The sequence below is a fragment of the Pseudomonas sp. REB1044 genome (assembly GCF_038813925.1).
GTDB classification, from domain to species: Bacteria; Pseudomonadota; Gammaproteobacteria; order Pseudomonadales; family Pseudomonadaceae; genus Aquipseudomonas; species Aquipseudomonas boreofloridensis.
This window is the reverse complement of the sequence record NZ_CP046139.1, coordinates 3,906,286-3,928,315: the sequence shown is the minus strand read 5'-3', so window position 1 is coordinate 3,928,315 and position 22,030 is coordinate 3,906,286. Positions and strand designations below refer to the sequence as shown.

The following is a 22,030-nucleotide window of genomic DNA, read 5'->3' as shown; positions in this document are numbered from 1 at the left end:
ATCAGAAGGCCCTACGCCTGGACTCGGTTTGCAGGTAAAATGTTCGGCTTTTGTCACACCTCGCGGATCCAAGCGCTATGGGCACCCTCTCGGTCAACCAGAACAAACTGCAAAAACGCCTGCGTCGTCTCGCTGGCGAAGCGATCACCGACTACAACATGATCGAGGATGGCGACAAGGTCATGGTCTGCCTGTCCGGGGGCAAGGACAGCTACACCATGCTCGACGTTCTGCTGCACCTGCAGAAGGTGGCGCCGATCAGCTTCCAGATCGTCGCGGTGAACATGGACCAGAAGCAGCCGGGCTTTCCCGAGCATGTGTTGCCGGCCTACCTGAAGACCTTGGGCGTCGAGTATCACATCGTCGAGAAAGACACCTATTCGGTGGTCAAGGAACTGATCCCCGAGGGCAAGACCACCTGCTCGCTGTGCTCGCGCCTACGCCGGGGCACCCTGTACACCTTTGCCGATGAAATCGGCGCGACCAAGATGGCGCTCGGTCATCACCGCGACGACATCGTCGAGACCTTCTTCCTCAACATGTTCTTCAACGGCGCGCTCAAGGGCATGCCGCCGAAGCTGCGCGCCGACGACGGTCGCAACGTGGTGATCCGTCCGCTGGCCTACTGCAGCGAGAAGGACATCCAGGCTTACTCGGACATGAAGGAATTCCCGATCATCCCGTGCAACCTGTGCGGCTCTCAGGAAAACCTGCAGCGCCAGGTGGTCAAGGACATGCTGGTGGAGTGGGAGCGCAAGCACCCGGGACGTACCGACAGCATCTTCCGCGCGCTGCAGAACGTCGCGCCGTCGCAACTGGCCGACCGCAACCTGTTCGACTTCACGGGCCTGAAGATCGACGAAAGCGCCACGCCGCGCTTTCTCGATGTGCTGAACGTCTGATCCGATGCGCGACTATCAGTGGCTGCATACGTACTGCCTGAACCGCTTCGGCTCGGCCAAGGCGCTCGAAGCCTTCCTACCGCAACCGCGCTCGGCCGCCCAGTTGCGCGCCCTGCCGGATGATCGCTACCTGTCGACCCTGGCGCTGCGGGTCTTTCGCGCCGGGCTCAAGCACAGTCTGGTGGACGCCAAGTGGCCCGCGTTCGAGCAGGTGTTCTTCGGCTTCGACCCGGAAAAGGTGGTGCTGATGAGCGCCGAGCACCTGGAGCGGTTGATGCAGGACACCCGCATCATCCGTCACTTGGGCAAGCTCAAGAGTGTGCCGCGCAACGCGCAGATGATCCTCGACGTGGCCAAGGAAAAGGGCAGTTTCGGCGCGTTCATCGCCGACTGGCCCGAGAATGACATTGTCGGCCTGTGGAAGTACCTGGCCAAGCATGGCAACCAGCTCGGTGGGCTGTCGGCACCGCGCTTTCTGCGTATGGTCGGCAAGGATACTTTCGTGCCCACCGAAGACATGGCCGCCGCGCTGATCGCCCAAAAGGTGATCGACAAGGCGCCGACCAGCCAGCGCGACCTGGCGTTGGTGCAGGAGGTGTTCAATCGCTGGCACGAAGAAAGCGGGCGGCCGCTGTGTCAGTTGTCGGTGATGCTGGCCCATACCGTCAATCACTGAGATAGCGAGGCGGGCGCCTACTGACCTTCGCCCGCCATACGCCGTTCGAACTGGAACTTCCAGCGTACGAACAGCAAGGCGCTGATGAACAGCGCCAGGCTCACCAGCACTTCGAGCCAGCCGAACAGCGCCCTGGCCGGGTCGAAGGCCGCCAGCACGCCCTTGATGAAATAGAGGTTCACCACGAAGCAGGTCCAGGCATGTGCCCGGGCGCTGCCGATCAGCATGCCGGGCAGCAACAGCAGCAGCGGCACCAGCTCGATGGCCAGGATCACCGCGACGCGGGCGCCGTGCAGGTCGGCGAACCACACATCGTTCACCACCAGCAGGGCGATCAGCCCACAGAAGCAGGCCAGCGCCAGTGCGCGGGTCAGGCGCAGGCGGGGAGCCAGCCAGTCGAGTGTCGGCAGTACCTTGGGTTTTTTAGCCACGTGCGTGACTCAGCGCCTTGGCCGTGCTCGCCAAGCGTTGGCCCAGGGCGCGGCACAGGGCGATTTCGTGCTCGTCCAGCTCGCGCTTGCCATCGGCGCCGGCATGGTGACTGGCGCCATAGGGCGTGCCGCCGCCACGGGTTTCCAGCAAGGCGGACTCGCTGTAGGGCAGGCCGGTGACCAGCATGCCGTGGTGCATCAGCGGTAGCAGCATCGACAGCAGGGTGGTCTCCTGGCCGCCGTGCAGGCTGGCGGTGGAGGTGAACACGGCCGCAGGCTTGCCCACCAGTTCGCCGCCCAGCCACAGGCTGCTGGTGCCGTCGAGGAAGTACTTCAGCGGCGCTGCCATGTTGCCGAAGCGGGTCGGGCTGCCCAAGGCCAGGCCCGCGCACTGGCGCAGGTCGTCCAGGTTGGCGTAGAGCGCGCCGCTGGCGGGGATGTCCGGCGCCACGGCTTCGCACTCGGTGGAAATGGCCGGCACGGTGCGCAGCCGCGCTTCCAGCCCGGCCATTTCGACGCCGCGGGCGATATGCCGGGCCATCTCGCTGGTGGAGCCGTGGCGGCTGTAATACAGCACCAGGATGTAGGGTTCGCTCATGGCAAGAGCTCCAGGACGTTTTCCGGAGGACGGCCGATCACGGCCTTGTCGTCGACGACGAGGATCGGGCGTTCGATCAGTTTCGGGTGCTGGACCATGGCCTCGATCAGTTGTGCATCGCTGAGGGCGGGGTTGGCCAGGTCCAGGGTCTTGAATTCGTCTTCGCCGCTGCGCAGCAACTGGCGCGCGCCGATGCCAAGCTTGCCGAGCAGCGCGTGCAGGGTGGCCGTATCGGGCGGGGTTTCCAGGTAGCGCACGATGGTCGGTGCCAAGCCGCGGGCTTCCAGCAGTTCCAGGGCGCCACGGGATTTCGAGCAGCGTGGGTTATGGTAGAGGGTCAGTTCGGGCATGACGGGTCGCATCCAGCTGGGTGTGGCGGCTATTCTACCCGCTGCGTCCGACATTTCATGCTTTAAAACTTCGAGAAGGATTGACCCATGGCAAGGCGTTTGGCGGCTGCACTGGCGATCACCGCGAGCCTGTTGCTCGGCGGCTGCGGTGCAGACTACGGCGTGGACCAACACGGCAACACGGTAAAGGCCGAGCAGCTCGACGGGCACTGGCTGGTGCTCAACTACTGGGCCGAGTGGTGCGGTCCGTGCCGCACGGAAATCCCGGAACTGAACAGCGCGGCCCAGCAGTGGCAGGCGCAGGGCATCAAGGTAGTGGGGGTGAACTTCGATGGCCTGCAGGGCGACGATCTCAAGCAAGCGGCCCAGGCGCTCGGCATCGAATTCACCGTGCTGGCGCAGGATCCTGCAGAGCACTACGAGTTGCCGCGCAGCGAGGCGCTGCCGGTGACCTACATCATCGATGACAAAGGCAAGGTACGCGAGCAGTTGCTCGGCGAGCAGACGCTCGAAGGGCTCCAGGCCAAGATCAAGGCATTGAAGGGAGCCTGACGGTTATCAGGGCTGCGGCGCAGCCCATCGCGGGTCGACCGGCGATGGCGTGCTTGGCAGCCCTGAATGACCTCAGTCTTCTTCAGCCCAGAAGCGCAGGGGCTTGCCTTCGGCAGGCCACAGGCGGATCTGCTCGATGCTCGAGACATCCCAGCGCTGCACGCTCTGCAGCGCTTTCAGATAGCGTTCTTCCTGCTCCATCAGTGCCGGGGCGCACAGCTTGCGGGTCTTGCCTACCTGGCCGAAGCTGAGCCGCTCGCCGTTCTGCGTGTAGCTGGCGAACCAGTGGTTGCAGCCGGCGGTGCCATAGGCGCGACCATCGTCAGCCAGGGTCAGGGTCAGGTGACTGTTGTCGATCAGTGGGCGTTCGCCGATCCATTCCAGGACATAGCTGCGCTCGTGCTGCAGCTTCGAAGGCTCGGCGGCGCAGCCGAGCAGACCACCGAGCAGCGCCGCGCAGGTCAACAGATGCTTCATTGGGCGCCTGCCTGGCACTGACGGCACAGGTGACGCTCGCCTTCGCTGCGCCAGCCCAGTTCGGCGATGCGGGCGCTGGCGGCCGGCTGGCGGGCCTTCTTGCCCAGTTTGGCGTCGACGGCGAACTCGAAGTCGAGCACGGCTTCGCACTGGTCGCACTTGACCTGCCAGGTGAGGATTTCCAGCTCGTTGAACACCGGGCCGCTGGCCACGGCAACCCACTGGCCGCGCGGGTTGATCAGGTGGCGCACGCTTTCGACGGTCAGGCGCATGGACAGGTCCTTGCTGCCCTTGAGGGTGACCAGCAGGGCGTCGCCCTTGTGCATCGAGCCGCCGTTGCCGGTCACCTGGTAGCGACCTGGCACCAGGGCGCGGCATTCGATCAGGGTGTGTTGCGGGTTGAAAAGGGTGTAGCGGAAATCGTGCTCGACCATGGGTCCTCCAGAAATGCCGCGTATCCTAACCCGTGACGGTGTTGCGCGCATCGCCTGCCGCCCAGTGGAGCACGTTGTCCAGCGTGGTGGCAGCGATCGCCGCCAAGGCTTCCTGGGTGAGGAAGGCCTGGTGGGCTGTGACGATGACGTTGGGGAAGGTCAGCAGGCGCGCCAGCACGTCGTCCTGCAGCGGCTGGTCGGAGCGGTCCTCGAAGAACAGCTGCGCTTCTTCCTCGTAGACATCCAGGCCCAGGTAGCCGAGTTGACCGTTCTTGAGCGCGTCGATCAGCGCCGGTGTGTCGACCAGCGCGCCGCGTCCGGTGTTGATCAGCATGGCGCCTGGCTGCAGGCTGGCCAGGCTGCGGGCGTTGATCAGGTGACGGGTGGCGTCGGTCAGCGGGCAGTGCAGGCTGATGATGCGCGACTCGCTGAGCAGCTCGGGCAGCTCCAGGTAGCGGGCCCCCAGTGCCAGCAACTCGGGGTTGGGCTGCGGGTCGTAGGCCAGCAAGCGACAGCCGAAGCCGGCCATGATGCGGGCGAAGGTCGTGCCGATCTGTCCAGTGCCGACCACGCCCACGGTCTTGCCATGCAGGTCGAAGCCGGTCAGCCCGTGCAGGGTGAAGTCGCCGTCGCGGGTGCGGTTGTAGGCGCGGTGCAGGCGACGGTTGAGCGCCAGGATCAGCGCGACCGCGTGCTCGGCCACGGCGTGTGGTGAGTAGGCTGGCACCCGCACCACGGTCAGCCCCAGGCGCGCCGCTGCGGCCAGGTCCACATGGTTGTAGCCGGCCGAACGCAGGGCGATCAGGCGGGTGCCGCCGCTGGCCAGGCATTTCAGGACCTCGGCGTCCAGCTCGTCATTGATGAAGGCGCATACCACGGCGAAACCCTGCGCCAGCGGTGCCGTGTCCAGGGTCAGGCGAGCGGGTTGAAAGTGCAGTTCCAGGCCGCTGTCGAGGGCGGCCTGGCTGAAGCTTTCCTGGTCGTAGTGTTGGCTGCTGAACAACAGGATGCGCATGCGCGATACTCCTTCGGCAATCGGTTGTCAGGCGGAAAAGTGCGCCTGTTGCGCCAGACGCTCGATGGCCAGGTCTAACTCGTCGAGCGCCTGGGTGGTCTGGGGGCTGTCTTGCTTGAGCAAGGTCTCGGCGCGCTGGCAGGCCGCACGCAGTTGCGGCACCCCGCAATAGCGCGAAGCCCCGTTGAGGCGATGCACGCGCTCGATCATCGCCGCGCGGTCACCCAGCTCGCGCGCGCTGGCGATGGCCTGACGGTCGCCCTCCAGCGACGCCAGCAGCATGGCCAGCATGTCGGCAGCCAGGTCCGCTTTGCCGGCTGCCAGGCGCAGGCCTTCCTCGTGATCCAGCACCAGCAGTTCGCTGCTGTCGGGCAGGCGTTCGCTGGCGCGCTCCGGCGGCGGCGTGCCGAGGTTCAGCCCGGTCCATTTCATCACCACCTGAGCCAGTTGGCGCTCGCTGATCGGCTTGGTCAGATAATCATCCATGCCGCTGTGCAACAAGGCGCGCTTTTCATTGGCCATGGCGTGCGCGGTGAGGGCGACGATGGGCAACGGCGGATCGTTCTGGCGCGTTTCCCAGTCGCGGATCTGTTCGGTGCAGGCGCAGCCGTCCATGCCCGGCATCTGCACGTCCATCAGCACCAGGTCGAAGGGCGCAGCCTGGACTGCCTCCACCGCCGCGAAGCCGCTGTCCACCGCGACCACTTGGGCGCCCATGTCCTCGAGCAGGGTTTGCACCAGCAGCAGGTTGGCCGGGTTGTCGTCGACGCACAGGATGCGCGGCAGGCGCGTGCCGATGCCCTGGCGCACATCGACGTTGGGGCGACTCGGTTGCATCAGCTCCAATAGCAGGCGCCGCAGCTTGCGGGTGCAGGTGGGCTTGGACAGCAGTTGGCCGTGGCCATTGGGCAGGAACGGGTGGTACTGCGCCTGCTCGGTGGTCGGGCACAGCACCACGCATTGGCAGCCCAGACGCTCGAGCTGCTGGTGGTACTGCCCGAGGCGTTCCGGCGCGAGGATGCCGAGGTGGGCGCCAAGCACCGCCAGTTCGAACGGTTGACCGGCCTGACTGGCCGCCTGTACCCCTTGCAGCAGTTGGTCGAACGAGCCGAACAGACTGACACTCAGGCCGCAATCCTCCAACTGATGCTGCAACGCCTGGCGCGCCAGTTCGTGCCCATCGACGATCGCGGCGCGGCGACCGATCAGGGCCTGCAGCGGCAAGGCGTCGGTATCGTCATGGGCCTTGGGCAAGTTGAGGTTGATCCAGAACTGCGAGCCTTCGCCGGGCGTGCTGTCGACGCCGATTTCGCCGCCCATCTGCTCGATCAGGCGCTTGGAGATCACCAGTCCCAAGCCGGTGCCGCCGGGCTGGCGAGACAGCGAGTTGTCGGCCTGGCTGAAGGCCTGGAACAGCGCGCGCACGTCCTGCGGTGACAGACCGATGCCGGTGTCCTGCACGCTGATGCGCAACTGTGCGGTGTCCTCGTGTTCGTCCTCGACCATGGCGCGCACGACGATGGTGCCTTCGCGGGTGAACTTGATGGCATTGCTCACCAGGTTGGTGAGGATCTGCTTGAGTCGCAATGGATCGCCGATCAGCGACAACGGCGTGTCACGGTAGACCAGGCTGACCAGTTCCAACTGCTTGGCGTGGGCGGCGGGCGCCAGGATGGTCAGGGTGTCCTGGATCAGGTCGCGCAGGTTGAACGGAATGCTGTCGAGCACCAGCTTGCCGGCTTCGATCTTGGAGAAGTCGAGAATCTCGTTGATGATGCCCAGCAGGTTGTCGGCCGATTTCTCGATGGTGCCCAGGTAGTCGAGCTGTCGCGGCGTGAGCTCGCTCTTTTGCAGCAGGTGGGTGAAGCCGAGGATACCGTTGAGCGGGGTGCGGATTTCGTGGCTCATGTTGGCGAGGAATTCGGACTTGATGCGGCTGGCCTCCAACGCTTCCTTGCGCGCCATGTCCAGCTCGATGTTCTGGATCTCGATGGTTTCCAGGTTCTGGCGCACGTCCTCGGTGGCCTGGTCGATGCTGTGCTGCAATTCCTCGTGGGCATTGTGCAGGGTCTCGGCCATGCGGTTGATGCCGGCAGCCAACTCGTCCAGCTCGACGCTGCCCATCGGTGGCAGGCGTTCTTCGAGGTGGCCTTCCTTGAGCTGGGTGACGGCATGCTTGATGCGCCCGATCGGGCCGTTGATCGCCCGGCTCATGCGCAGCGCCAGCAGGGCGTTGAGGCTCAGGCAGGCAAGGATCAGCAGCAGGCTGGTGAATAGGTTGCGGTAGCCGCGCAGCAGGGTGCCGTCGTGGGACAGTTCGATCTCGACCCAGCCCAGCAGGCGTTCGCGCTCGTCCGGCACGGCCGCGGTGGCCAGGTCGCGGTGATGACCGAACACCGGCATCAGGTAGCGCGTGGCGTCGTTGCCGCTGCGTTGCAGCAGTTGCGTGCCGGTGCCGCCGCTGGGCGGTGGGTTGAGCATGCTCGGACCCGCGTGGGCCAGGCGCGAGCGGTTCGGGGCGAGGAAGGCCACCGCGCGCACATCGGCCTGTTCCAGCGCCTCGGCGGCGATCCGCTCCAACTGCGCCGGCGTGTTCTGCGCCAGGGCTGGTGCGGCCAGCGGGGCCAGTTGCTCGGCTATCATCTTGCCGCGTTGCAGCAGTTGGCTGCGCAGTTCGTTCTGCTGCAGCCAGGTGAAATAACTGCCCAGCACCAGCGCCATCAGCCCGGCGGGCAGGAGGGCCAGCAGCAGGACGCGGCTTCTGATTCCCAAACGATCGAGCACACTGGTCTCCTGTCATGTGCGGGCGGGCCGTCCACGCAGGACGGCGAGCAGGCTGAACGTTACTCCGCGTTCGGCCCCAATGCACTGGGTTTGTGCACCTCGGTGTTGAGCGGGATCACGCAAGAACGCGCTGGAGCGATATAGCTGAATGCTATAGACCCCAACGATTGCGTGATATGGCCAAACCGGCTTTGCCGGTATGATAGTCGCCCCTGCCGTCCTGATTGCGAAACACGCCCATGACCCTGCAGTACCCAACCATCGCCGATTGCGTCGGCAACACCCCGCTGGTGCGCCTGCAGCGCATGGCCGGGCACACCAGCAACACTTTGCTGCTCAAGCTCGAAGGCAACAACCCTGCCGGTTCGGTCAAGGATCGTCCGGCGCTGTCGATGATCGCCCGAGCCGAACTGCGCAACCAGATCAAGCCCGGCGACACGCTGATCGAGGCCACCTCCGGCAATACCGGTATCGCCCTGGCCATGGCTGCAGCGATCAAGGGTTACAAGATGATCCTGATCATGCCGGACAACTCCACCGCCGAGCGCAAGGCCGCCATGACCGCCTACGGCGCCGAGCTGATCCTGGTGTCCAAGGAAGAGGGCATGGAAGGCGCGCGCGACCTGGCCGACAAACTGCAGGCCGAAGGCCGCGGCCTGGTGCTCGATCAGTTCGCCAATGGCGACAATCCCATCGCGCACTACACCAGCACCGGCCCGGAGATCTGGCAGCAGACCCAGGGCGGCGTGACCCATTTCATCAGTTCCATGGGCACCACCGGCACCATCATGGGCTGTTCGCAGTACCTCAAGGAGCAGAACCCGGCGGTGCAGATCGTCGGTCTGCAACCGATGGAAGGTTCGGCCATCCCCGGTATTCGCCGCTGGCCCGAGCAGTACCTGCCGAAGATCTTCGACGCCACGCGGGTAGATCGAGTGGTCGACATGTCCCAGGAAGAAGCCGAAGCGACCATGCGCCGGCTTGCCCGCGAAGAGGGCATTTTCTGTGGCGTGTCCTCCGGCGGTGCGGTGGCGGCGATGCTGCGTCTGTCCCGAGAAGTGGAAAATGCCGTGATGGTCGCGATCATCTGCGACCGCGGCGACCGCTACCTGTCCACCGGCCTGTTCGACGCGACCTGATGTCCAGAAAGAAAAGCAACAGCAGCAACCTGCGCTTCCAGCCTGCCGGCGGCGATCGCCGCGCGCAGGTGCCCGTGGGCAAGAAACAGCGCCTGGACATCGAGCGCCTGGCCGGGGACGGTCGTGGCATCGCCTTCGTCGAGGGGCGCACCTGGTTCGTCAGCGGCGCCTTGGCGGGCGAGGCGGTCGAGGCGCGGGTGCTCAGTGCCCGCGGCAAGATCGTCGAAGCGCGCCTGGAGCGGGTGCTGCAAGGCAGCCCTGAACGTCGCGAAGCGCCGTGCCGACACTACGCCCGTTGCGGTGGCTGCACCGTGCAGCACCTGCCGCATGCCGCGCAGCTTGTGTTCAAGCAGCGTCAGTTGGCCGAGCAGTTGCAACGGCTGGCGGGTGTCCAGCCAGAGGTGTGGGCCGCGCCATTGGCCGGGCCGGAGTTCGGCTACCGCCGCCGCGCACGCCTTGCCGTGCGCTGGGACGCCAAGGCCCGCGAGCTGCAGGTCGGTTTTCGTGCCGAGGCCAGCCAGGACATCATCGCCATCGACGATTGCCCAGTGCTGGTACAGCCCTTGCAGGTGATCCTGCGCCATTTGCCGACCGTGCTGCGCAGCCTGAGCACGCCGCAGGCCCTGGGGCATGTCGAGCTGTTCAGCGGCAGCGCCGACTCGGTGCTGGTGCGTCATGTGTCCGCGTTGCCCGAACGGGATGTGGCGCGGTTGCAGGCGTTCTGCCAGGAAGCCGGGGCGCAGCTCTGGCTGCAGGGCGAGGGCGAGCCTGCGCCCTGCGATCCCACCTCTAAGCTGGGTTTCAGCCTGGCACCCTGGGGGCTGGAACTGGCCTGGCGGCCGGGCGACTTCGTCCAGGTCAATGCGCAGGTCAACACGCAGATGATCGAGCAGGCGCTGGCCTGGTTGAACGTGCAGCAGGACGAGCGGGTGCTGGACCTGTTCTGCGGCCTGGGCAACTTTGCCCTGCCGCTGGCACGTCAGGCGCGCGAAGTGGTCGCGGTGGAGGGCGTGCAAACCATGGTTGACCGCGCCGCCGCCAACGCGCAGGCCAACGATGTGCATAACGTGCAGTTTTTTCAGGCCGATTTATCGCAGTCGCTGGCTGCTGCCGAGTGGGCCGCCGAGGGCTTTTCTGCGGTACTCTTGGACCCACCTCGCGACGGTGCCCACGAGGTGGTGCAAGGCATCGCCCGGCTCAAGGCCCGGCGATTGGTGTATGTATCGTGCAACCCCGCGACGCTGGCGCGAGATGCGCAGGTGCTGGTCGGCCAGGGGTACCGGTTAAAAAGGGCCGGGATTCTCGACATGTTTCCTCAGACGGCCCATGTCGAGGCCATGGCGTTATTCGAAGCGGACCAGTAACGGCTGGCCCTTGGTAGCGCTTCCACGGAATGGAAGCGGTACGGTTGATTGCCAGTGCGTCCGTTGGGCGTGCTGTATGGAAAGGTAAACGAAACATGGTACAGGTGAGAGTGCACCAGCCGGTCAACACCGACGGCAGTATCAACCTCGATGCATGGCTCGATCATGTGGTGAGCGTCGATTCGGCGCTCGATCGCACGGCCCTCAAGGAGGCCTGCGATTTTGCCCAGGACGTCGAGAAGAAGGGCAACCCCGCCAAGCACTCCTGGGCCGACGGCACCTCGAGTTTCCAGGCGGGCCTGGAAATCGCCGAGATCCTCGCCGACCTCAAGCTCGACCAGGATTCGCTGGTCGCCGCCGTAATCTATCGCTCGGTGCGCGAGGGCAAGGTGACCTTGGCCGAGGTCGGTCAACGCTTCGGGCCCGTGGTGTCCAAGCTGGTCGACGGGGTGCTGCGCATGGCGGCCATCAGTGCCAGCCTCAGTCCGCGACAGTCACTGGTGCTCGGCTCCCAGGCCCAGGTGGAAAACCTGCGCAAGATGCTGGTGGCGATGGTCGATGACGTGCGTGTGGCGCTGATCAAGCTGGCCGAGCGCACCTGCGCCATCCGTGCGGTGAAGTCTGCCGATGACGAAAAGCGTCTGCGCGTGGCCCGCGAGGTGTTCGACATCTATGCACCACTGGCCCACCGCCTGGGTATCGGCCACATCAAGTGGGAACTCGAAGACCTTTCGTTCCGCTACCTGGAGCCCGACCAGTACAAGCAGATCGCCAAGCTGCTGCACGAGCGACGGCTGGACCGCGAGCGGTTCATCTCCGATGTGATGAACCAGTTGCAGAACGAACTGCTGGCCACCGGCGTCAAGGCCGACATCAGCGGCCGGGCCAAACATATCTATTCGATCTGGCGCAAAATGCAGCGCAAAGGTCTGGAATTCAGCCAGATCTACGACGTGCGTGCGGTGCGCGTGCTGGTCCCGGAAATCCGCGACTGCTACACCGCGCTGGGTATCGTCCACACCTTGTGGCGGCACATTCCCAAGGAATTCGACGACTACGTCGCCAACCCCAAGGAAAACGGCTACCGCTCGTTGCACACGGCGGTGATCGGCCCCGAGGGCAAGGTGCTCGAAGTGCAGATCCGCACCCACGGCATGCACGAAGAAGCCGAGCTGGGCGTCTGTGCGCACTGGAAGTACAAGGGCACCGACGTCAAGTCCAGCTCCAACCATTACGAAGAGAAAATTTCCTGGTTGCGCCAGGTGCTGGAGTGGCACGAGGAACTCGGCGACATCGGTGGCCTGGCCGAGCAACTGCGGGTCGACATCGAGCCGGACCGGGTCTACGTGTTCACCCCCGATGGCCACGCCATCGACCTGCCCAAGGGCGCGACGCCGCTGGACTTCGCCTACCGCGTGCACACCGAGATCGGCCATAACTGCCGAGGCGCCAAGATCAACGGGCGCATCGTGCCGCTGAACTACAGCCTGCAGACCGGCGAGCAGGTGGAGATCATCACCAGCAAGCACGGCAGCCCGAGCCGTGACTGGCTGAACTCCAACCTGGGCTACGTCACCACCTCGCGGGCGCGGGCCAAGATCGTCCACTGGTTCAAGTTGCAGGCGCGCGACCAGAACGTCGCGGCCGGCAAGACCCTGCTCGAGCGCGAGCTCAGCCGCTTGGGGCTGCCGCAGGTCGACTTCGAACGCCTGGCGGAAAAGGCCAACGTCAAGACTGCCGAAGACCTGTTCGCGGCCCTCGGGGCTGGCGACCTGCGCCTGGCTCATTTGGTCAACGCCGCCCAGCAGTTGATCGAGCCGGAGCGCATCGAGCAGGTCGAGTTGATTCCGCGCGCGGCGCGTGGCACCCGTGCCGGCAAGCGCAGCGACATCCAGATCCAGGGGGTCGGCAACCTGCTCACGCAGATGGCGGGCTGCTGCCAGCCGCTGCCGGGCGATGCCATCGTCGGTTATATCACCCAGGGGCGGGGGGTGAGTATCCACCGCCAGGATTGCGCCTCGGTGCTGCAATTGGCCGGCAAGGAACCCGAGCGCATCATTCAGGTGAGCTGGGGGCCGATTCCGGTGCAGACCTATCCGGTCGACATCGTCATCCGCGCCTACGACCGGCCGGGACTGCTGCGCGATGTGTCGCAGGTGCTGCTCAACGAAAAGATCAACGTGCTGGCGGTCAACACCCGGTCAAACAAGGAAGACAACACCGCGCTCATGTCGCTGACCATCGAGATTCCCGGCCTGGATGCATTGGGGCGCCTGCTCGGGCGCATCTCGCAACTGCCGAACATCATCGAGACGCGGCGTAACCGCACGCCCTGAGACCGTACCCCCTTGTCAGGCTGACCCCGCCCCAGTGGGCGCGGAGTCAGCCGCGATGAAACCGCCACCGAAGGACTTGCCCCCATGACTTACGCCCTGGACGACCTGCTGCACCTCATGGCCCGTCTGCGCGACCCGCAGTTCGGTTGCCCGTGGGATGTGGAGCAGGACTACGCCAGCATCGTCAAGCACACCCTCGAGGAAGCCTACGAGGTGGCCGATGCCATCGAGCAGGGCGATCTGGTCCAGTTGCAGGGCGAGCTCGGCGACCTGCTGTTCCAGGTGGTCTACTACAGCCAATTGGCGCGCGAGGACGGGCGGTTCGATTTTGCTGACGTGGTCGATTCGATCACCCGCAAGCTGATCCGTCGTCATCCCCACGTGTTTCCAACGGGCGACCTGTACGCACCCGTCGATACCCCGCGCCTGAGCGAAGCGCAGGTCAAGGCGCGCTGGGAGCAGATCAAGGCCGAGGAGCGCGCCGAGAAGAGCACGCCTGAGCAGTTGTCGTTGCTCGACGATGTGCCGGCCGCCTTGCCGGCGCTATCGCGTGCGGCCAAACTGCAGAAGCGCGCCGCCACCGTCGGTTTCGACTGGCCCGCGGCGCTGCCGGTACTGGACAAGGTCCGTGAAGAGCTCGACGAGGTGCTGCAAGCCATGGCCGAGGGCGATGCCCTGGCGCTGGAAGATGAAGTCGGCGACCTGCTGTTCGCTGCCGTGAACCTGGCTCGCCATCTCAAGCTGGACCCGGAGAACGCCCTGCGTGGCGCCAACCGTAAATTCGAACGACGTTTTCGCTTCATCGAGCAGGCACTGCGCGACGCCAGCCGCCCGATCGAAGCCTGTAGCCTTGACGAGCTGGACGCCCTCTGGGGCGAAGCCAAGCGTCAGGAAAAGAACCTGCCCAGCTGCGGCTGAGCCGATGCATAAGTGAGTGAACACCCATGAGCCTTTCCCTTCGCGATCAATTGCTCAAGGCCGGTCTGGTCAACCAGAAGCAGGTCTCCCAGACCAACAAAGCCGAGAAGAAACAGAAACGCCTGCAGCACAAAGGCCAGTTGGAGGTCGATGACAGCCAGCAGCGCCAGGCCAAGGAAGCCATGGCCGAGAAGGCCAGGAAAGACCAGGAACTGAACCGTCAGTTGCAGGAGAAGGCCGAGCAGAAAGCGCGTGCCGCCCAGGTCAAGCAACTGATCGAGGCCACCCGGCTGCCCAAGCTCAATACCGAGGACTACTTCAACTTCGTCGACGACAAGAAGGTCAAGCGCATCGCCGTCAATGCCCTGATGCGCAGCAAGCTGAGCAATGGCTCGTTGGCGATCGTTGCCCATGGCGGCAGCTATGAAGTGATTCCTCGCGAAGCCGCAGTGAAGGTCCAGGAGCGTGCGCCACAGCGCATCCTGCTGCTCAACACCCATGTCGAGGAAGCTGACGAGGACGATCCGTACGCGGCCTACAAGATCCCTGACGATCTTATGTGGTAAATGACGAAAACCCCGCCGAGGCGGTAATGCTGTTCACTTAAAGAATGCTGGGGCCGCTTCGCGGCCCTTTCGCGGCACAAGGCCGCTCCCACAAAGTCCGCGCAAACCCTGAAACAGGGGGCTGTACGAACCCTGTGGGAGCGGCCTTGTGCCGCGATGGGCTGCGCAGCAGCCCCAATTCCAGCAATACAGATCTTAAGTGAACCGCATTATGCCGAGGCGGGGTTTTTCGTGAATGGGCACTTACTGCGTGCGGCGCTGGTTCTCGAGGGTCTCGAGCTCCTGGCGGTACTGATGGGCTTGGTGCTCGTCATGGAACATGCCGACCAGTTGGCCCTGCTGGTGCACATCCCAGATCCGCACGCCAGCGGCCAGGCCTTCGTGGGACATTTTCGATTCGTCGCGTTCGGTTACTTGGACAGTCATCGGTAAACTCCACTTTCGTTGGTCTGCGACACTGTGTCGCACACCTCCTTTATAGAGTTTGTTAGCAGGCTAAGTAAATAAAACGACGATGAAACAATGTTCATCAATGTGCGGGGAACAAAACAAAGCCCCGCACAGGGCGGGGCTTGAGAAACAGCACAGAGGCGATCAGCTGCCTTTTACCGATTTGCCGTCGACCGTGCCGTCCTGCAGCACGATCACGTATTCCTTGCCATCGGTCTCCAACTGGCGCAGTTGCACCAGCAGGTAGTCCCAATCCTTGGCGAACCACAGCTCGGTGATACGTTTGCTCTGGCTTGGATCGCGGACGCGCTCCACTTTCACGGCATCGACCTGACCGGTCTTGGTGGCGACCTTCTCGGTGCCCAGCACGCGGAAGTCGTAGGTGTCGATCTCGTCACCGTCGACCACTTGGTAGGTCATGCTCTTCTTGCCAGCGGCCACGTCATGTTGCAGCGCCAACTGGTAGGACGATTTGTCCAGCACGCCACGGTTGAGCGGCAGGCTGATGGCAACACCACGGTCGCTACCGGTGACTTTCTTGCTGCTCCAGTCGAAATCCAGGTCGACTTTCTTGGCCTTGCCCAGGCCGCCGCGCTCGAAGTGATACTTCTGCGGCAGCAGGGTGTCGTTTTCCATGCGCACCGTGCTCTGCTCGGTGAGGCTGGCGATCATCATGGACGCTTTGAAATTGAGGTCCCAGGTGCCGTTGGCATTCTTGACCAGGCTGCGCTCGGCGGTACCGCTCATGGGCAGTTGTTTCCAGTCGGCGGTGTAGCTGGCCGAGAAGGGCTTCAGGTCAGCTGCCTGGAGCGGCAGGGCAAGCACGGCGAGAGCCAAAAACAGGGCGCGACGCATACATTCTCCTAGGGTCGAATCAAGTGGCCGCTGGCCGCCAGCGGCTGGCCATCCAGTAGTGCACCGTGATCGCCCAGGCGCAAGCGTCCTTCAGCGAACCAGCGCACTGCCAGCGGATAAATCTGATGTTCCTGTCGGTGGACCCGTTGTGCCAGGCTCTGCGCATCGTCGCCTGGCGCGACCGCTACCACAGCCTGTACGACCAAGGGCCCGCCGTCGAGTTCCTCGGTGACGAAATGAACACTGCAACCGTGTTCCGTGTCGCCGGCCTCCAGCGCCCGCTGATGGGTATGCAGCCCCTTGTACTTGGGCAGCAGCGAGGGGTGGATGTTGAGCAGGCGGCCGTGGTAGTGGCGCACGAAGCCGCCACTGAGGATGCGCATGAAACCGGCGAGTACCACAAGGTCGGGAGCATAGCTGTCGACCACGTGCATCAGCGCCGTATCGTACGCTTCACGCCCGGCGAAGCCGCCGTGCTCGAGCACGGCGGTGTCGATCCCGGCGGCGCGGGCACGTTCCAGCCCATAGGCGTCGGCGCGGTTGGCGATCACCGCGCCAATTCGCGCCGGGCTGCCCTCGGCGCGGTTGCTGTCGATCAGCGCTTGCAGATTGCTGCCGGACCCCGACAGCAGGACGACCACATTGCAGGACTTGCTCGGCATCAGTGTGCCTTGAGGTTGTGCAGCTCGACCTGCGCGGCGCCTTCGGCGGCCACGTCGATGCGACCGATCACCCAAGGCTGCTCGCCGGCCTGGCGCAGCACGGCCAGGGCGCCCTCGACCTGGTCCTGGGCCACGCAGATGACCATGCCTACGCCGCAGTTCAGCACGCGGTGCATTTCATGCTCGTCGACATTGCCTTTTTCCTGAAGGAAATCGAAGACTGCCGGACGCTGCCAGCTGGCCACATCGACCACGGCCTGGGCGCCTTTTGGCAGCACGCGCGGGATGTTGTCGAGCAGGCCACCGCCGGTGATGTGGGCCATGGCCTTGACCGCGCCGGTCTTCTTGATCAGTTCCAGCAGCGGCTTGACGTAGATGCGCGTCGGCGCCATCAGCAGGTCGGCCAGCGGCTTGCCGTCGAGCTGGGTGTTGTCGATGTCGGTGTTGGACACTTCGAGGATCTTGCGGATCAGCGAGTAGCCATTGGAGTGCGGGCCGGAGGAGGGCAGGGCGATCAGGGCGTCGCCGGTGACCACTTTCGAACCGTCGATGATTTCCGATTTTTCCACCACGCCGACGCAGAAACCGGCCAGGTCGTAGTCTTCGCCTTCGTACATGCCGGGCATTTCGGCGGTCTCGCCACCGACCAGCGAGCAGCCGGCCAGTTCGCAGCCGGCACCGATGCCGGTGACCACGGTGGCGGCGACGTCGACGTTGAGCTTGCCAGTGGCGTAGTAGTCGAGGAAGAACAGCGGCTCGGCGCCGCACACCACCAGGTCGTTGACGCACATGGCGACCAGGTCCTGACCGATGCTGTCGTGTTTGTTCAGGTTCAGCGCCAGGCGCAGCTTGGTGCCGACGCCGTCGGTGCCGGACACCAGCACGGGCTGCTTGTAGCCGGCCGGGATCTCGCAGAGGGCGCCGAAGCCGCCCAGGCCACCCATGACTTCAGGGCGTGCGGTGCGCTTGGCCACGCCCTTGATGCGTTCGACCAGTGCTTCGCCGGCGTCGATGTCTACACCGGCGTCCTTGTAGCTCAGGGAGGGTTGCTTGCTCATTGATCCAGGCCTTTAGAGGGAGGGATTCAGGAAAACGACCAGCGCGGCCAAGGCCGGCTTCGAGGGCGGCGGCTGCCTGTACGTGACTGGTCTGCGAAGGCGCGCGATTTTATCAGGGTTGCCCGGCAGCGGCCATCCTCCATTGAGCGGCCGGTGGCAACCGCCAGGCGGCGAGCTATAAGAAAAGACAGGCGGTATCGCCGTGCGCTTTCGCTTGCCGCTGACCGCTCGCAGCTTGTAGCTTCTGCGAGGAACGTCACCTGGACAGGAATTCTTCATGCGTTTTTTTCATTACCTGGCAGTGGCCTGTGCGGGCCTGATCGCCGCGACGGCGCAGGCCGAGACCGTTTCGGGCCTGTATCAGGTTCGTGAGCCTGTCGAGGGCCAGGGCAGCGAGGCCCGTACCCAGGCCACCAGCAAGGCACTGGATACTCTGGTACTGCGCCTGACCGGCGACCCGAAGGCAATTCAGAATCCAGCCGTGGCCGCACTGCGCAAGGATCCGCGGCAGATCATCAACCAGGTCGGCAACGAGGCCGGCCCGCCCGAGGCGGTGGTGGTCGAATTCGATCCCGGCAGCACCGAGCGCGCCTTGCGCCAGGGCGGTCTGGCACTGTGGGGCAGCAATCGGCCGTCGATCCTCGGGTGGTGGTTGAACGACACCGTCGAGGGCAGCAGTCTGGTGGGCGATGGCCAGACCAGTGCCGAACCGCTGCGCCAGGCCGCCCAGCATCGTGGCCTGCCGTTGCGCCTGCCGTTGGCCGACCTGCAGGAGCAACTGGTGGCCAATGCCAAGCAGCTCGAAGGCAAGGATCCGGCGCCGCTGCGCGAGGTCTCCGAGCGCTACAACGCCGATGCCTTACTGGCTGTGCACGCCCAGGAAACCGACGGCAAGTGGCAGGGCAAGTGGCAGTTGTGGTTGGGCGACCAGCGCGAGCAGGGCAGCGCCGAGGGCGCCGATCAGGCAGCGTTGGCCGACGCCGTGATGCTGGCGATCAGCACCCGCTTGGCGCCGCGCTATGTCGTGCGGCCCGGGACGAGTAGCGAACTGCAGGTGCAGGTACAGGGCATGAACCTGCAGCGTTACGCCGAACTGGGACGGGTGCTCGAGCCTTACGGTCCGCGACTGCAGGCAGCCGAGGGCGACACACTCACCTACGCCGTCAGCGGCAATCGCGAGCAGTTGCGTGCCCAATTGGGTCTGGCGCACCTTCAAGAGGTGCCTGCCGAGCAGATCGCGCCTGTCGCGCCGACGCCTGCGCCGCAAACCGCGTCCGGTCAGCCAGGCGCAGCGCAGCCGGTTGCGCCGGCTGCGTTCGATGGCCTACGTTTTCGCTGGTAAGGAGTGTCGACGATGACCGATATGCGCCGTTGGGCCTGGCTGGGCGTGGCCTTGTTGATCGCCCTGTTGTTGTTCCTGTTGCATAACATCCTCTCGCCATTCCTCATCGGCATCCTGCTGGCGTACCTGGCCGACCCGCTGGTCGACCGCCTCGAACGACTGGGGCTGTCGCGCACCTGGGGCGTGGTGGTGGTGTTCGGCCTGTTTACCCTCATCTTCCTGGCATTGTTGCTGGTGCTCGTACCGATGCTGGCCAAGCAGTTGGTGCGCCTCTACGAGCTGACCCCGCAGATGCTCGACTGGCTGCAGCATGTGGCGCTGCCCTGGGTGCAGAGTCGTTTGGGCCTGGCCGATGGATTCTGGAAGTTCGACAAGATCAAAGCCGCCATCGGCGAGCACATGGGGCAGACCACCGATATCGTCGGCGTCGTGCTGTCTCGGGCCACCGCCTCGAGCCTGGCGCTGATCGCCTGGCTGGCCAACCTGGTGCTGATCCCGGTGGTGGGCTTCTACCTGCTGCGCGACTGGGACCTGATGATGGCCAAGTTGCGCAGCCTGTTGCCGCGCCAGCGCGAAGAGCAGGTGGTCGGGCTGGCGGGCGAATGCCATGAAGTGCTGGGCGCCTTCGTTCGGGGTCAGTTGCTGGTGATGCTGGCCCTGGGCGTGATCTACGCCGCAGGTCTGTCGTTGCTGGGGCTGGAGCTGGGGCTGTTGATCGGCCTGCTGGCAGGGCTGGCGGCCATCGTGCCGTACATGGGCTTCATCGTGGGGATTGGCGCGGCGCTGATCGCCGGGCTGTTCCAGTTCGGCGGCGACCTGTACCCGATGCTGGGTATCGTCGCGGTGTTCATGGTCGGCCAAGCCTTGGAAGGCATGGTGCTGACGCCGCTGCTGGTGGGCGATCGCATCGGCCTGCATCCTGTGGCCGTGATCTTCGCCATCCTCGCCGGCGGCGAGCTGTTCGGCTTCACCGGCGTGCTGCTGGCGCTACCGGTGGCGGCGGTGATCATGGTGCTGCTGCGCCACGCCCACGACCTCTATAAAGAGTCGGACATGTATGGCGCGGACATCGACCCGCAACTCTAGCCGTCTGCGCGCCCGGCCTGCTTGCCGGGCGACACTCGCCCCTGGGACAAAGCGCCACCTTGACGGGCGCATCGGCAATTTGTTTGTGCTGGCATTTCAGTTACAATCCGCAACCGTTTCAGCCCACCCGCGTCAATCAGACCAAAGGCTGTCGCGCTCTAAGGGTTCTCTGGCTGCCGAATAATGATCACAAAAAGCCTGCGCTGAAGAACAAGAAACACCCGGGCCAGCCACAGGCCCTCCGTTCTACTGACTGGAAGTGATCAATGTTCAAGAAAGCTGGCAAGACCTTGCTGAGTCTGGCTGTCGCGGCGTCCTTCATGCAGGCGCACGCCGAAGACACCAAGAAAGTCGATGTGCTGCTGATCGGCGGCGGCATCATGAGCGCAACCCTGGGCGTCTGGCTTAACGAGCTGGAGCCGAGCTGGTCGATGGAGATGGTCGAGCGCCTCGATGGCGTCGCCGAAGAGAGCTCCAATGGCTGGAACAACGCCGGCACCGGCCACTCCGGCCTGGCCGAGATGAACTACACCCCGATCGATAAAGACGGCAACGTCAGTATCGCCAAGGCCGTTGAAATCAACGAAGCCTTCCAGGTGACCCGTCAATTCCTCGCCTGGCAAGTGCGTCAGGGCGTGCTGAAGAACCCGCACTCGTTCATCAACAGCACCCCGCACATGAGCTTCGTCTGGGGCGACGACAACATCAGCTACCTGAAGAAGCGCTACGAAGCGCTGCAGGCCAGCCCGCTGTTCCGCCCGATGCAGTACTCCGAGGACCACGCGCAGATCGCCAAGTGGGTTCCGCTGATGATGGAAGGCCGTGACCCGAACCAGAAGCTGGCGGTCACCTGGACGCCGATCGGCACCGACGTCAACTGGGGTGAAGTGACCCGTCAGTACGTCAGCCACCTGCAGACCCGCGACAACTTCAAGCTGAAGCTGTCCAGCGAAGTGCGCGACATCACCCGTAACAAGGACGGCTCCTGGCACGTCGAGTACAAGAACCTGAAGACCGGTGACACCTCAGCCACCGACGCCAAGTTCCTGTTCATCGGTGCCGGCGGCGGCGCGCTGAAGCTGCTGCAGAAGTCGGGCATCCCGCAGGCCGAAAACTACGGCGGCTTCCCGGTGGGCGGCTCGTTCCTGGTCACGGAAAACCCGACGATCGCCATGCAGCACATGGCCAAGGCCTACGGCGTTGCCTCCACTGGTGCACCGCCCATGTCGGTTCCGCACCTCGATACCCGCGTGCTGGACGGCAAGCGCGTGATCCTGTTCGGGCCATTCGCCACCTTCTCGCCGAAGTTCCTCAAGAACGGTTCGTACATGGACCTGCTGAGCAGCACCACCGTGCATAACGTGTGGCCGATGACCCGCGTCGGCATCGACGAGTACCCGCTGGTGGAGTACCTCGCCGGCCAGCTGATGCTCTCCGACGACGAGCGCATGGACGCCCTGCGCACCTACTTCCCACACGCCAAGAAGGAAGACTGGCGCCTGTGGCAAGCCGGTCAGCGCGTGCAGATCATCAAGAAGGACCCGGAGAAGGGCGGCGTGCTGAAGCTGGGCACCGAAGTGGTGACGTCCGACGACCGCACCCTGGCCGCACTGCTGGGCGCCTCGCCGGGCGCCTCGACCGCCGCACCGATCATGATGGGTGTGCTGGAAAACGTGTTCAAGGACAAGGTCGCCACGCCTGAGTGGCAGGCGCGTCTGCACGAAATCGTACCGAGCTACGGCACCAAGCTGAACGACTCGCCTGCCGCCGTGCAGAAAGAGTGGAACTACACCGCCGAAGTGCTGCAACTGGACAAGCCGCCAGTGATCGACCAGAGCGTCGGCACCAGCACTGGCGATGCGCAGAGCGCACCGGTCGAAAGCAAGGCTGCCAACGACATGGCGCTGTAAGCCGTCTGGCGAAGGCTTGTCAGCAGGCGGGCCTTCACCCGAAAAGCCACGAGGATCGCCACAGGCGGGCTCGTGGCTTTTTTGTGTCTGGGGGGAATGCAGCGTTTGGATGGCGAGTCAATCGC

Annotated in this window: 22 protein-coding genes; 11 read left to right on the top strand and 11 right to left on the bottom strand. The window is 64.5% G+C overall.

Annotated features, from left to right (window positions below; all coding sequences use genetic code 11):
• Window positions 1-77 precede the first annotated feature (77 nt).
• Window positions 78-902: a tRNA 2-thiocytidine(32) synthetase TtcA gene (gene ttcA, locus GKC70_RS17920; protein ID WP_029612927.1), complete on the top strand. Its 825-nt coding sequence runs from the start codon at window positions 78-80 to the stop codon at window positions 900-902.
• Window positions 903-906: 4 nt separating this feature from the next.
• A complete protein-coding gene (locus tag GKC70_RS17915) occupies window positions 907-1,578 on the top strand; it encodes a DNA-3-methyladenine glycosylase I (RefSeq protein ID WP_317872059.1) in 672 nt (223 codons plus the stop codon).
• Window positions 1,579-1,595: 17 nt separating this feature from the next.
• Here the strand turns inward: GKC70_RS17915 and GKC70_RS17910 are convergent, their stop codons facing one another.
• The 3 genes from GKC70_RS17910 to arsC are packed head-to-tail and all read right to left on the bottom strand — an operon-like array spanning window position 1,596 to window position 2,957.
• Window positions 1,596-2,009: a DUF2069 domain-containing protein gene (locus GKC70_RS17910; protein WP_342649458.1), complete on the bottom strand. Its 414-nt coding sequence runs from the start codon at window positions 2,007-2,009 to the stop codon at window positions 1,596-1,598.
• Window positions 2,002-2,607, bottom strand: a complete 606-nt coding sequence (gene wrbA / locus GKC70_RS17905) for an NAD(P)H:quinone oxidoreductase (protein WP_039576041.1) — start codon at window positions 2,605-2,607, stop codon at window positions 2,002-2,004. Before wrbA ends, GKC70_RS17910 begins: the two co-directional genes overlap by 8 nt.
• The gene (arsC, locus tag GKC70_RS17900) at window positions 2,604-2,957 is read right to left on the bottom strand and encodes an arsenate reductase (glutaredoxin) (protein WP_342649457.1); all 354 of its coding nucleotides are present in this window, start codon (window positions 2,955-2,957) and stop codon (window positions 2,604-2,606) included. Before arsC ends, wrbA begins: the two co-directional genes overlap by 4 nt.
• Window positions 2,958-3,044: 87 nt before the next feature.
• Between arsC and GKC70_RS17895 the strand changes: the two genes are divergently transcribed.
• Window positions 3,045-3,509: a TlpA disulfide reductase family protein gene (locus GKC70_RS17895; RefSeq protein WP_039576045.1), complete on the top strand. Its 465-nt coding sequence runs from the start codon at window positions 3,045-3,047 to the stop codon at window positions 3,507-3,509.
• A 72-nt stretch (window positions 3,510-3,581) separates the two neighbouring features.
• Here GKC70_RS17895 and GKC70_RS17890 read toward each other — a convergent pair whose 3' ends face one another.
• Genes GKC70_RS17890 through GKC70_RS17875 form a run of 4 tightly spaced genes read right to left on the bottom strand, consistent with a single transcriptional unit; the run spans window position 3,582 to window position 8,219 of the window.
• On the bottom strand, window positions 3,582-3,986 hold the full coding sequence (locus tag GKC70_RS17890; RefSeq protein ID WP_116887732.1) for an META domain-containing protein: 405 nt from the start codon (window positions 3,984-3,986) through the stop codon (window positions 3,582-3,584).
• Window positions 3,983-4,420: a hypothetical protein gene (locus tag GKC70_RS17885; protein WP_039576049.1), complete on the bottom strand. Its 438-nt coding sequence runs from the start codon at window positions 4,418-4,420 to the stop codon at window positions 3,983-3,985. Before GKC70_RS17885 ends, GKC70_RS17890 begins: the two co-directional genes overlap by 4 nt.
• 25 nt (window positions 4,421-4,445) lie before the next feature.
• Entirely contained in the window at window positions 4,446-5,435 is a 990-nt protein-coding gene (locus GKC70_RS17880) for a 2-hydroxyacid dehydrogenase (protein WP_342649456.1), read from the bottom strand.
• Between the two features lie 27 nt (window positions 5,436-5,462).
• Window positions 5,463-8,219, bottom strand: a complete 2,757-nt coding sequence (locus GKC70_RS17875) for a response regulator (protein ID WP_317872056.1) — start codon at window positions 8,217-8,219, stop codon at window positions 5,463-5,465.
• 239 nt (window positions 8,220-8,458) lie between these two features.
• On the opposite strand from GKC70_RS17875, the gene cysM reads away from it, so the two are divergent.
• From cysM to GKC70_RS17850, 5 genes are all read left to right on the top strand, one after another.
• Window positions 8,459-9,358 carry a cysteine synthase CysM gene (cysM, locus tag GKC70_RS17870; RefSeq protein ID WP_295484978.1) on the top strand — a complete coding sequence of 300 codons (900 nt, stop codon included), beginning with the start codon at window positions 8,459-8,461 and terminating at the stop codon, window positions 9,356-9,358.
• On the top strand, window positions 9,358-10,722 hold the full coding sequence (rlmD, locus tag GKC70_RS17865; RefSeq protein WP_342649455.1) for a 23S rRNA (uracil(1939)-C(5))-methyltransferase RlmD: 1,365 nt from the start codon (window positions 9,358-9,360) through the stop codon (window positions 10,720-10,722). The genes cysM and rlmD overlap by 1 nt, the downstream gene beginning before the upstream one ends.
• Before the next feature lie 95 nt (window positions 10,723-10,817).
• Window positions 10,818-13,058, top strand: coding sequence for a GTP diphosphokinase (gene relA, locus GKC70_RS17860; protein ID WP_029612913.1), 2,241 nt, complete (start codon window positions 10,818-10,820; stop codon window positions 13,056-13,058).
• Window positions 13,059-13,142: 84 nt separating this feature from the next.
• Window positions 13,143-13,976, top strand: coding sequence for a nucleoside triphosphate pyrophosphohydrolase (gene mazG, locus GKC70_RS17855; RefSeq protein WP_342649454.1), 834 nt, complete (start codon window positions 13,143-13,145; stop codon window positions 13,974-13,976).
• A gap of 26 nt (window positions 13,977-14,002) precedes the next feature.
• Window positions 14,003-14,542 (top strand): DUF2058 domain-containing protein, encoded by a 540-nt coding sequence (locus tag GKC70_RS17850; RefSeq protein ID WP_342649453.1) that lies wholly within the window; start codon window positions 14,003-14,005, stop codon window positions 14,540-14,542.
• Window positions 14,543-14,785: 243 nt separating this feature from the next.
• Here GKC70_RS17850 and GKC70_RS17845 read toward each other — a convergent pair whose 3' ends face one another.
• The 4 genes from GKC70_RS17845 to purM form a co-directional block, all read right to left on the bottom strand.
• Window positions 14,786-14,968: a hypothetical protein gene (locus GKC70_RS17845; RefSeq protein WP_029614650.1), complete on the bottom strand. Its 183-nt coding sequence runs from the start codon at window positions 14,966-14,968 to the stop codon at window positions 14,786-14,788.
• A 168-nt stretch (window positions 14,969-15,136) separates the two neighbouring features.
• On the bottom strand, window positions 15,137-15,847 hold the full coding sequence (locus GKC70_RS17840) for a DUF3108 domain-containing protein (RefSeq protein ID WP_342649452.1): 711 nt from the start codon (window positions 15,845-15,847) through the stop codon (window positions 15,137-15,139).
• An 8-nt stretch (window positions 15,848-15,855) separates the two neighbouring features.
• Window positions 15,856-16,509, bottom strand: coding sequence for a phosphoribosylglycinamide formyltransferase (gene purN, locus GKC70_RS17835; protein WP_029614648.1), 654 nt, complete (start codon window positions 16,507-16,509; stop codon window positions 15,856-15,858).
• Window positions 16,509-17,567 carry a phosphoribosylformylglycinamidine cyclo-ligase gene (gene purM / locus GKC70_RS17830; protein ID WP_295484968.1) on the bottom strand — a complete coding sequence of 353 codons (1,059 nt, stop codon included), beginning with the start codon at window positions 17,565-17,567 and terminating at the stop codon, window positions 16,509-16,511. Before purM ends, purN begins: the two co-directional genes overlap by 1 nt.
• Window positions 17,568-17,844: 277 nt before the next feature.
• On the opposite strand from purM, the gene GKC70_RS17825 reads away from it, so the two are divergent.
• From GKC70_RS17825 to mqo, 3 genes are all read left to right on the top strand, one after another.
• Window positions 17,845-18,909: a DUF2066 domain-containing protein gene (locus GKC70_RS17825; protein ID WP_342649451.1), complete on the top strand. Its 1,065-nt coding sequence runs from the start codon at window positions 17,845-17,847 to the stop codon at window positions 18,907-18,909.
• A gap of 12 nt (window positions 18,910-18,921) precedes the next feature.
• Window positions 18,922-19,995: an AI-2E family transporter gene (locus GKC70_RS17820; RefSeq protein WP_317872049.1), complete on the top strand. Its 1,074-nt coding sequence runs from the start codon at window positions 18,922-18,924 to the stop codon at window positions 19,993-19,995.
• A gap of 266 nt (window positions 19,996-20,261) precedes the next feature.
• Window positions 20,262-21,905 carry a malate dehydrogenase (quinone) gene (gene mqo / locus GKC70_RS17815; RefSeq protein ID WP_342649450.1) on the top strand — a complete coding sequence of 548 codons (1,644 nt, stop codon included), beginning with the start codon at window positions 20,262-20,264 and terminating at the stop codon, window positions 21,903-21,905.
• Window positions 21,906-22,030 lie beyond the last annotated feature (125 nt).

Bases quoted from the DNA above. Each gene is read 5' to 3' on its own strand.
- ttcA (WP_029612927.1), top strand. From the start codon at position 78: ATGGGCACCCTCTCGGTCAACCAGAACAAACTGCAAAAACGCCTGCGT.
- GKC70_RS17915 (WP_317872059.1), top strand. From the start codon at position 907: ATGCGCGACTATCAGTGGCTGCATACGTACTGCCTGAACCGCTTCGGC.
- wrbA (WP_039576041.1), bottom strand. From the start codon at position 2,607: ATGAGCGAACCCTACATCCTGGTGCTGTATTACAGCCGCCACGGCTCC.
- arsC (WP_342649457.1), bottom strand. From the start codon at position 2,957: ATGCCCGAACTGACCCTCTACCATAACCCACGCTGCTCGAAATCCCGT.
- GKC70_RS17895 (WP_039576045.1), top strand. From the start codon at position 3,045: ATGGCAAGGCGTTTGGCGGCTGCACTGGCGATCACCGCGAGCCTGTTG.
- GKC70_RS17890 (WP_116887732.1), bottom strand. From the start codon at position 3,986: ATGAAGCATCTGTTGACCTGCGCGGCGCTGCTCGGTGGTCTGCTCGGC.
- GKC70_RS17885 (WP_039576049.1), bottom strand. From the start codon at position 4,420: ATGGTCGAGCACGATTTCCGCTACACCCTTTTCAACCCGCAACACACC.
- GKC70_RS17880 (WP_342649456.1), bottom strand. From the start codon at position 5,435: ATGCGCATCCTGTTGTTCAGCAGCCAACACTACGACCAGGAAAGCTTC.
- cysM (WP_295484978.1), top strand. From the start codon at position 8,459: ATGACCCTGCAGTACCCAACCATCGCCGATTGCGTCGGCAACACCCCG.
- rlmD (WP_342649455.1), top strand. From the start codon at position 9,358: ATGTCCAGAAAGAAAAGCAACAGCAGCAACCTGCGCTTCCAGCCTGCC.
- relA (WP_029612913.1), top strand. From the start codon at position 10,818: ATGGTACAGGTGAGAGTGCACCAGCCGGTCAACACCGACGGCAGTATC.
- mazG (WP_342649454.1), top strand. From the start codon at position 13,143: ATGACTTACGCCCTGGACGACCTGCTGCACCTCATGGCCCGTCTGCGC.
- GKC70_RS17850 (WP_342649453.1), top strand. From the start codon at position 14,003: ATGAGCCTTTCCCTTCGCGATCAATTGCTCAAGGCCGGTCTGGTCAAC.
- GKC70_RS17845 (WP_029614650.1), bottom strand. From the start codon at position 14,968: ATGACTGTCCAAGTAACCGAACGCGACGAATCGAAAATGTCCCACGAA.
- GKC70_RS17840 (WP_342649452.1), bottom strand. From the start codon at position 15,847: ATGCGTCGCGCCCTGTTTTTGGCTCTCGCCGTGCTTGCCCTGCCGCTC.
- purN (WP_029614648.1), bottom strand. From the start codon at position 16,509: ATGCCGAGCAAGTCCTGCAATGTGGTCGTCCTGCTGTCGGGGTCCGGC.
- purM (WP_295484968.1), bottom strand. From the start codon at position 17,567: ATGAGCAAGCAACCCTCCCTGAGCTACAAGGACGCCGGTGTAGACATC.
- GKC70_RS17825 (WP_342649451.1), top strand. From the start codon at position 17,845: ATGCGTTTTTTTCATTACCTGGCAGTGGCCTGTGCGGGCCTGATCGCC.
- GKC70_RS17820 (WP_317872049.1), top strand. From the start codon at position 18,922: ATGACCGATATGCGCCGTTGGGCCTGGCTGGGCGTGGCCTTGTTGATC.
- mqo (WP_342649450.1), top strand. From the start codon at position 20,262: ATGTTCAAGAAAGCTGGCAAGACCTTGCTGAGTCTGGCTGTCGCGGCG.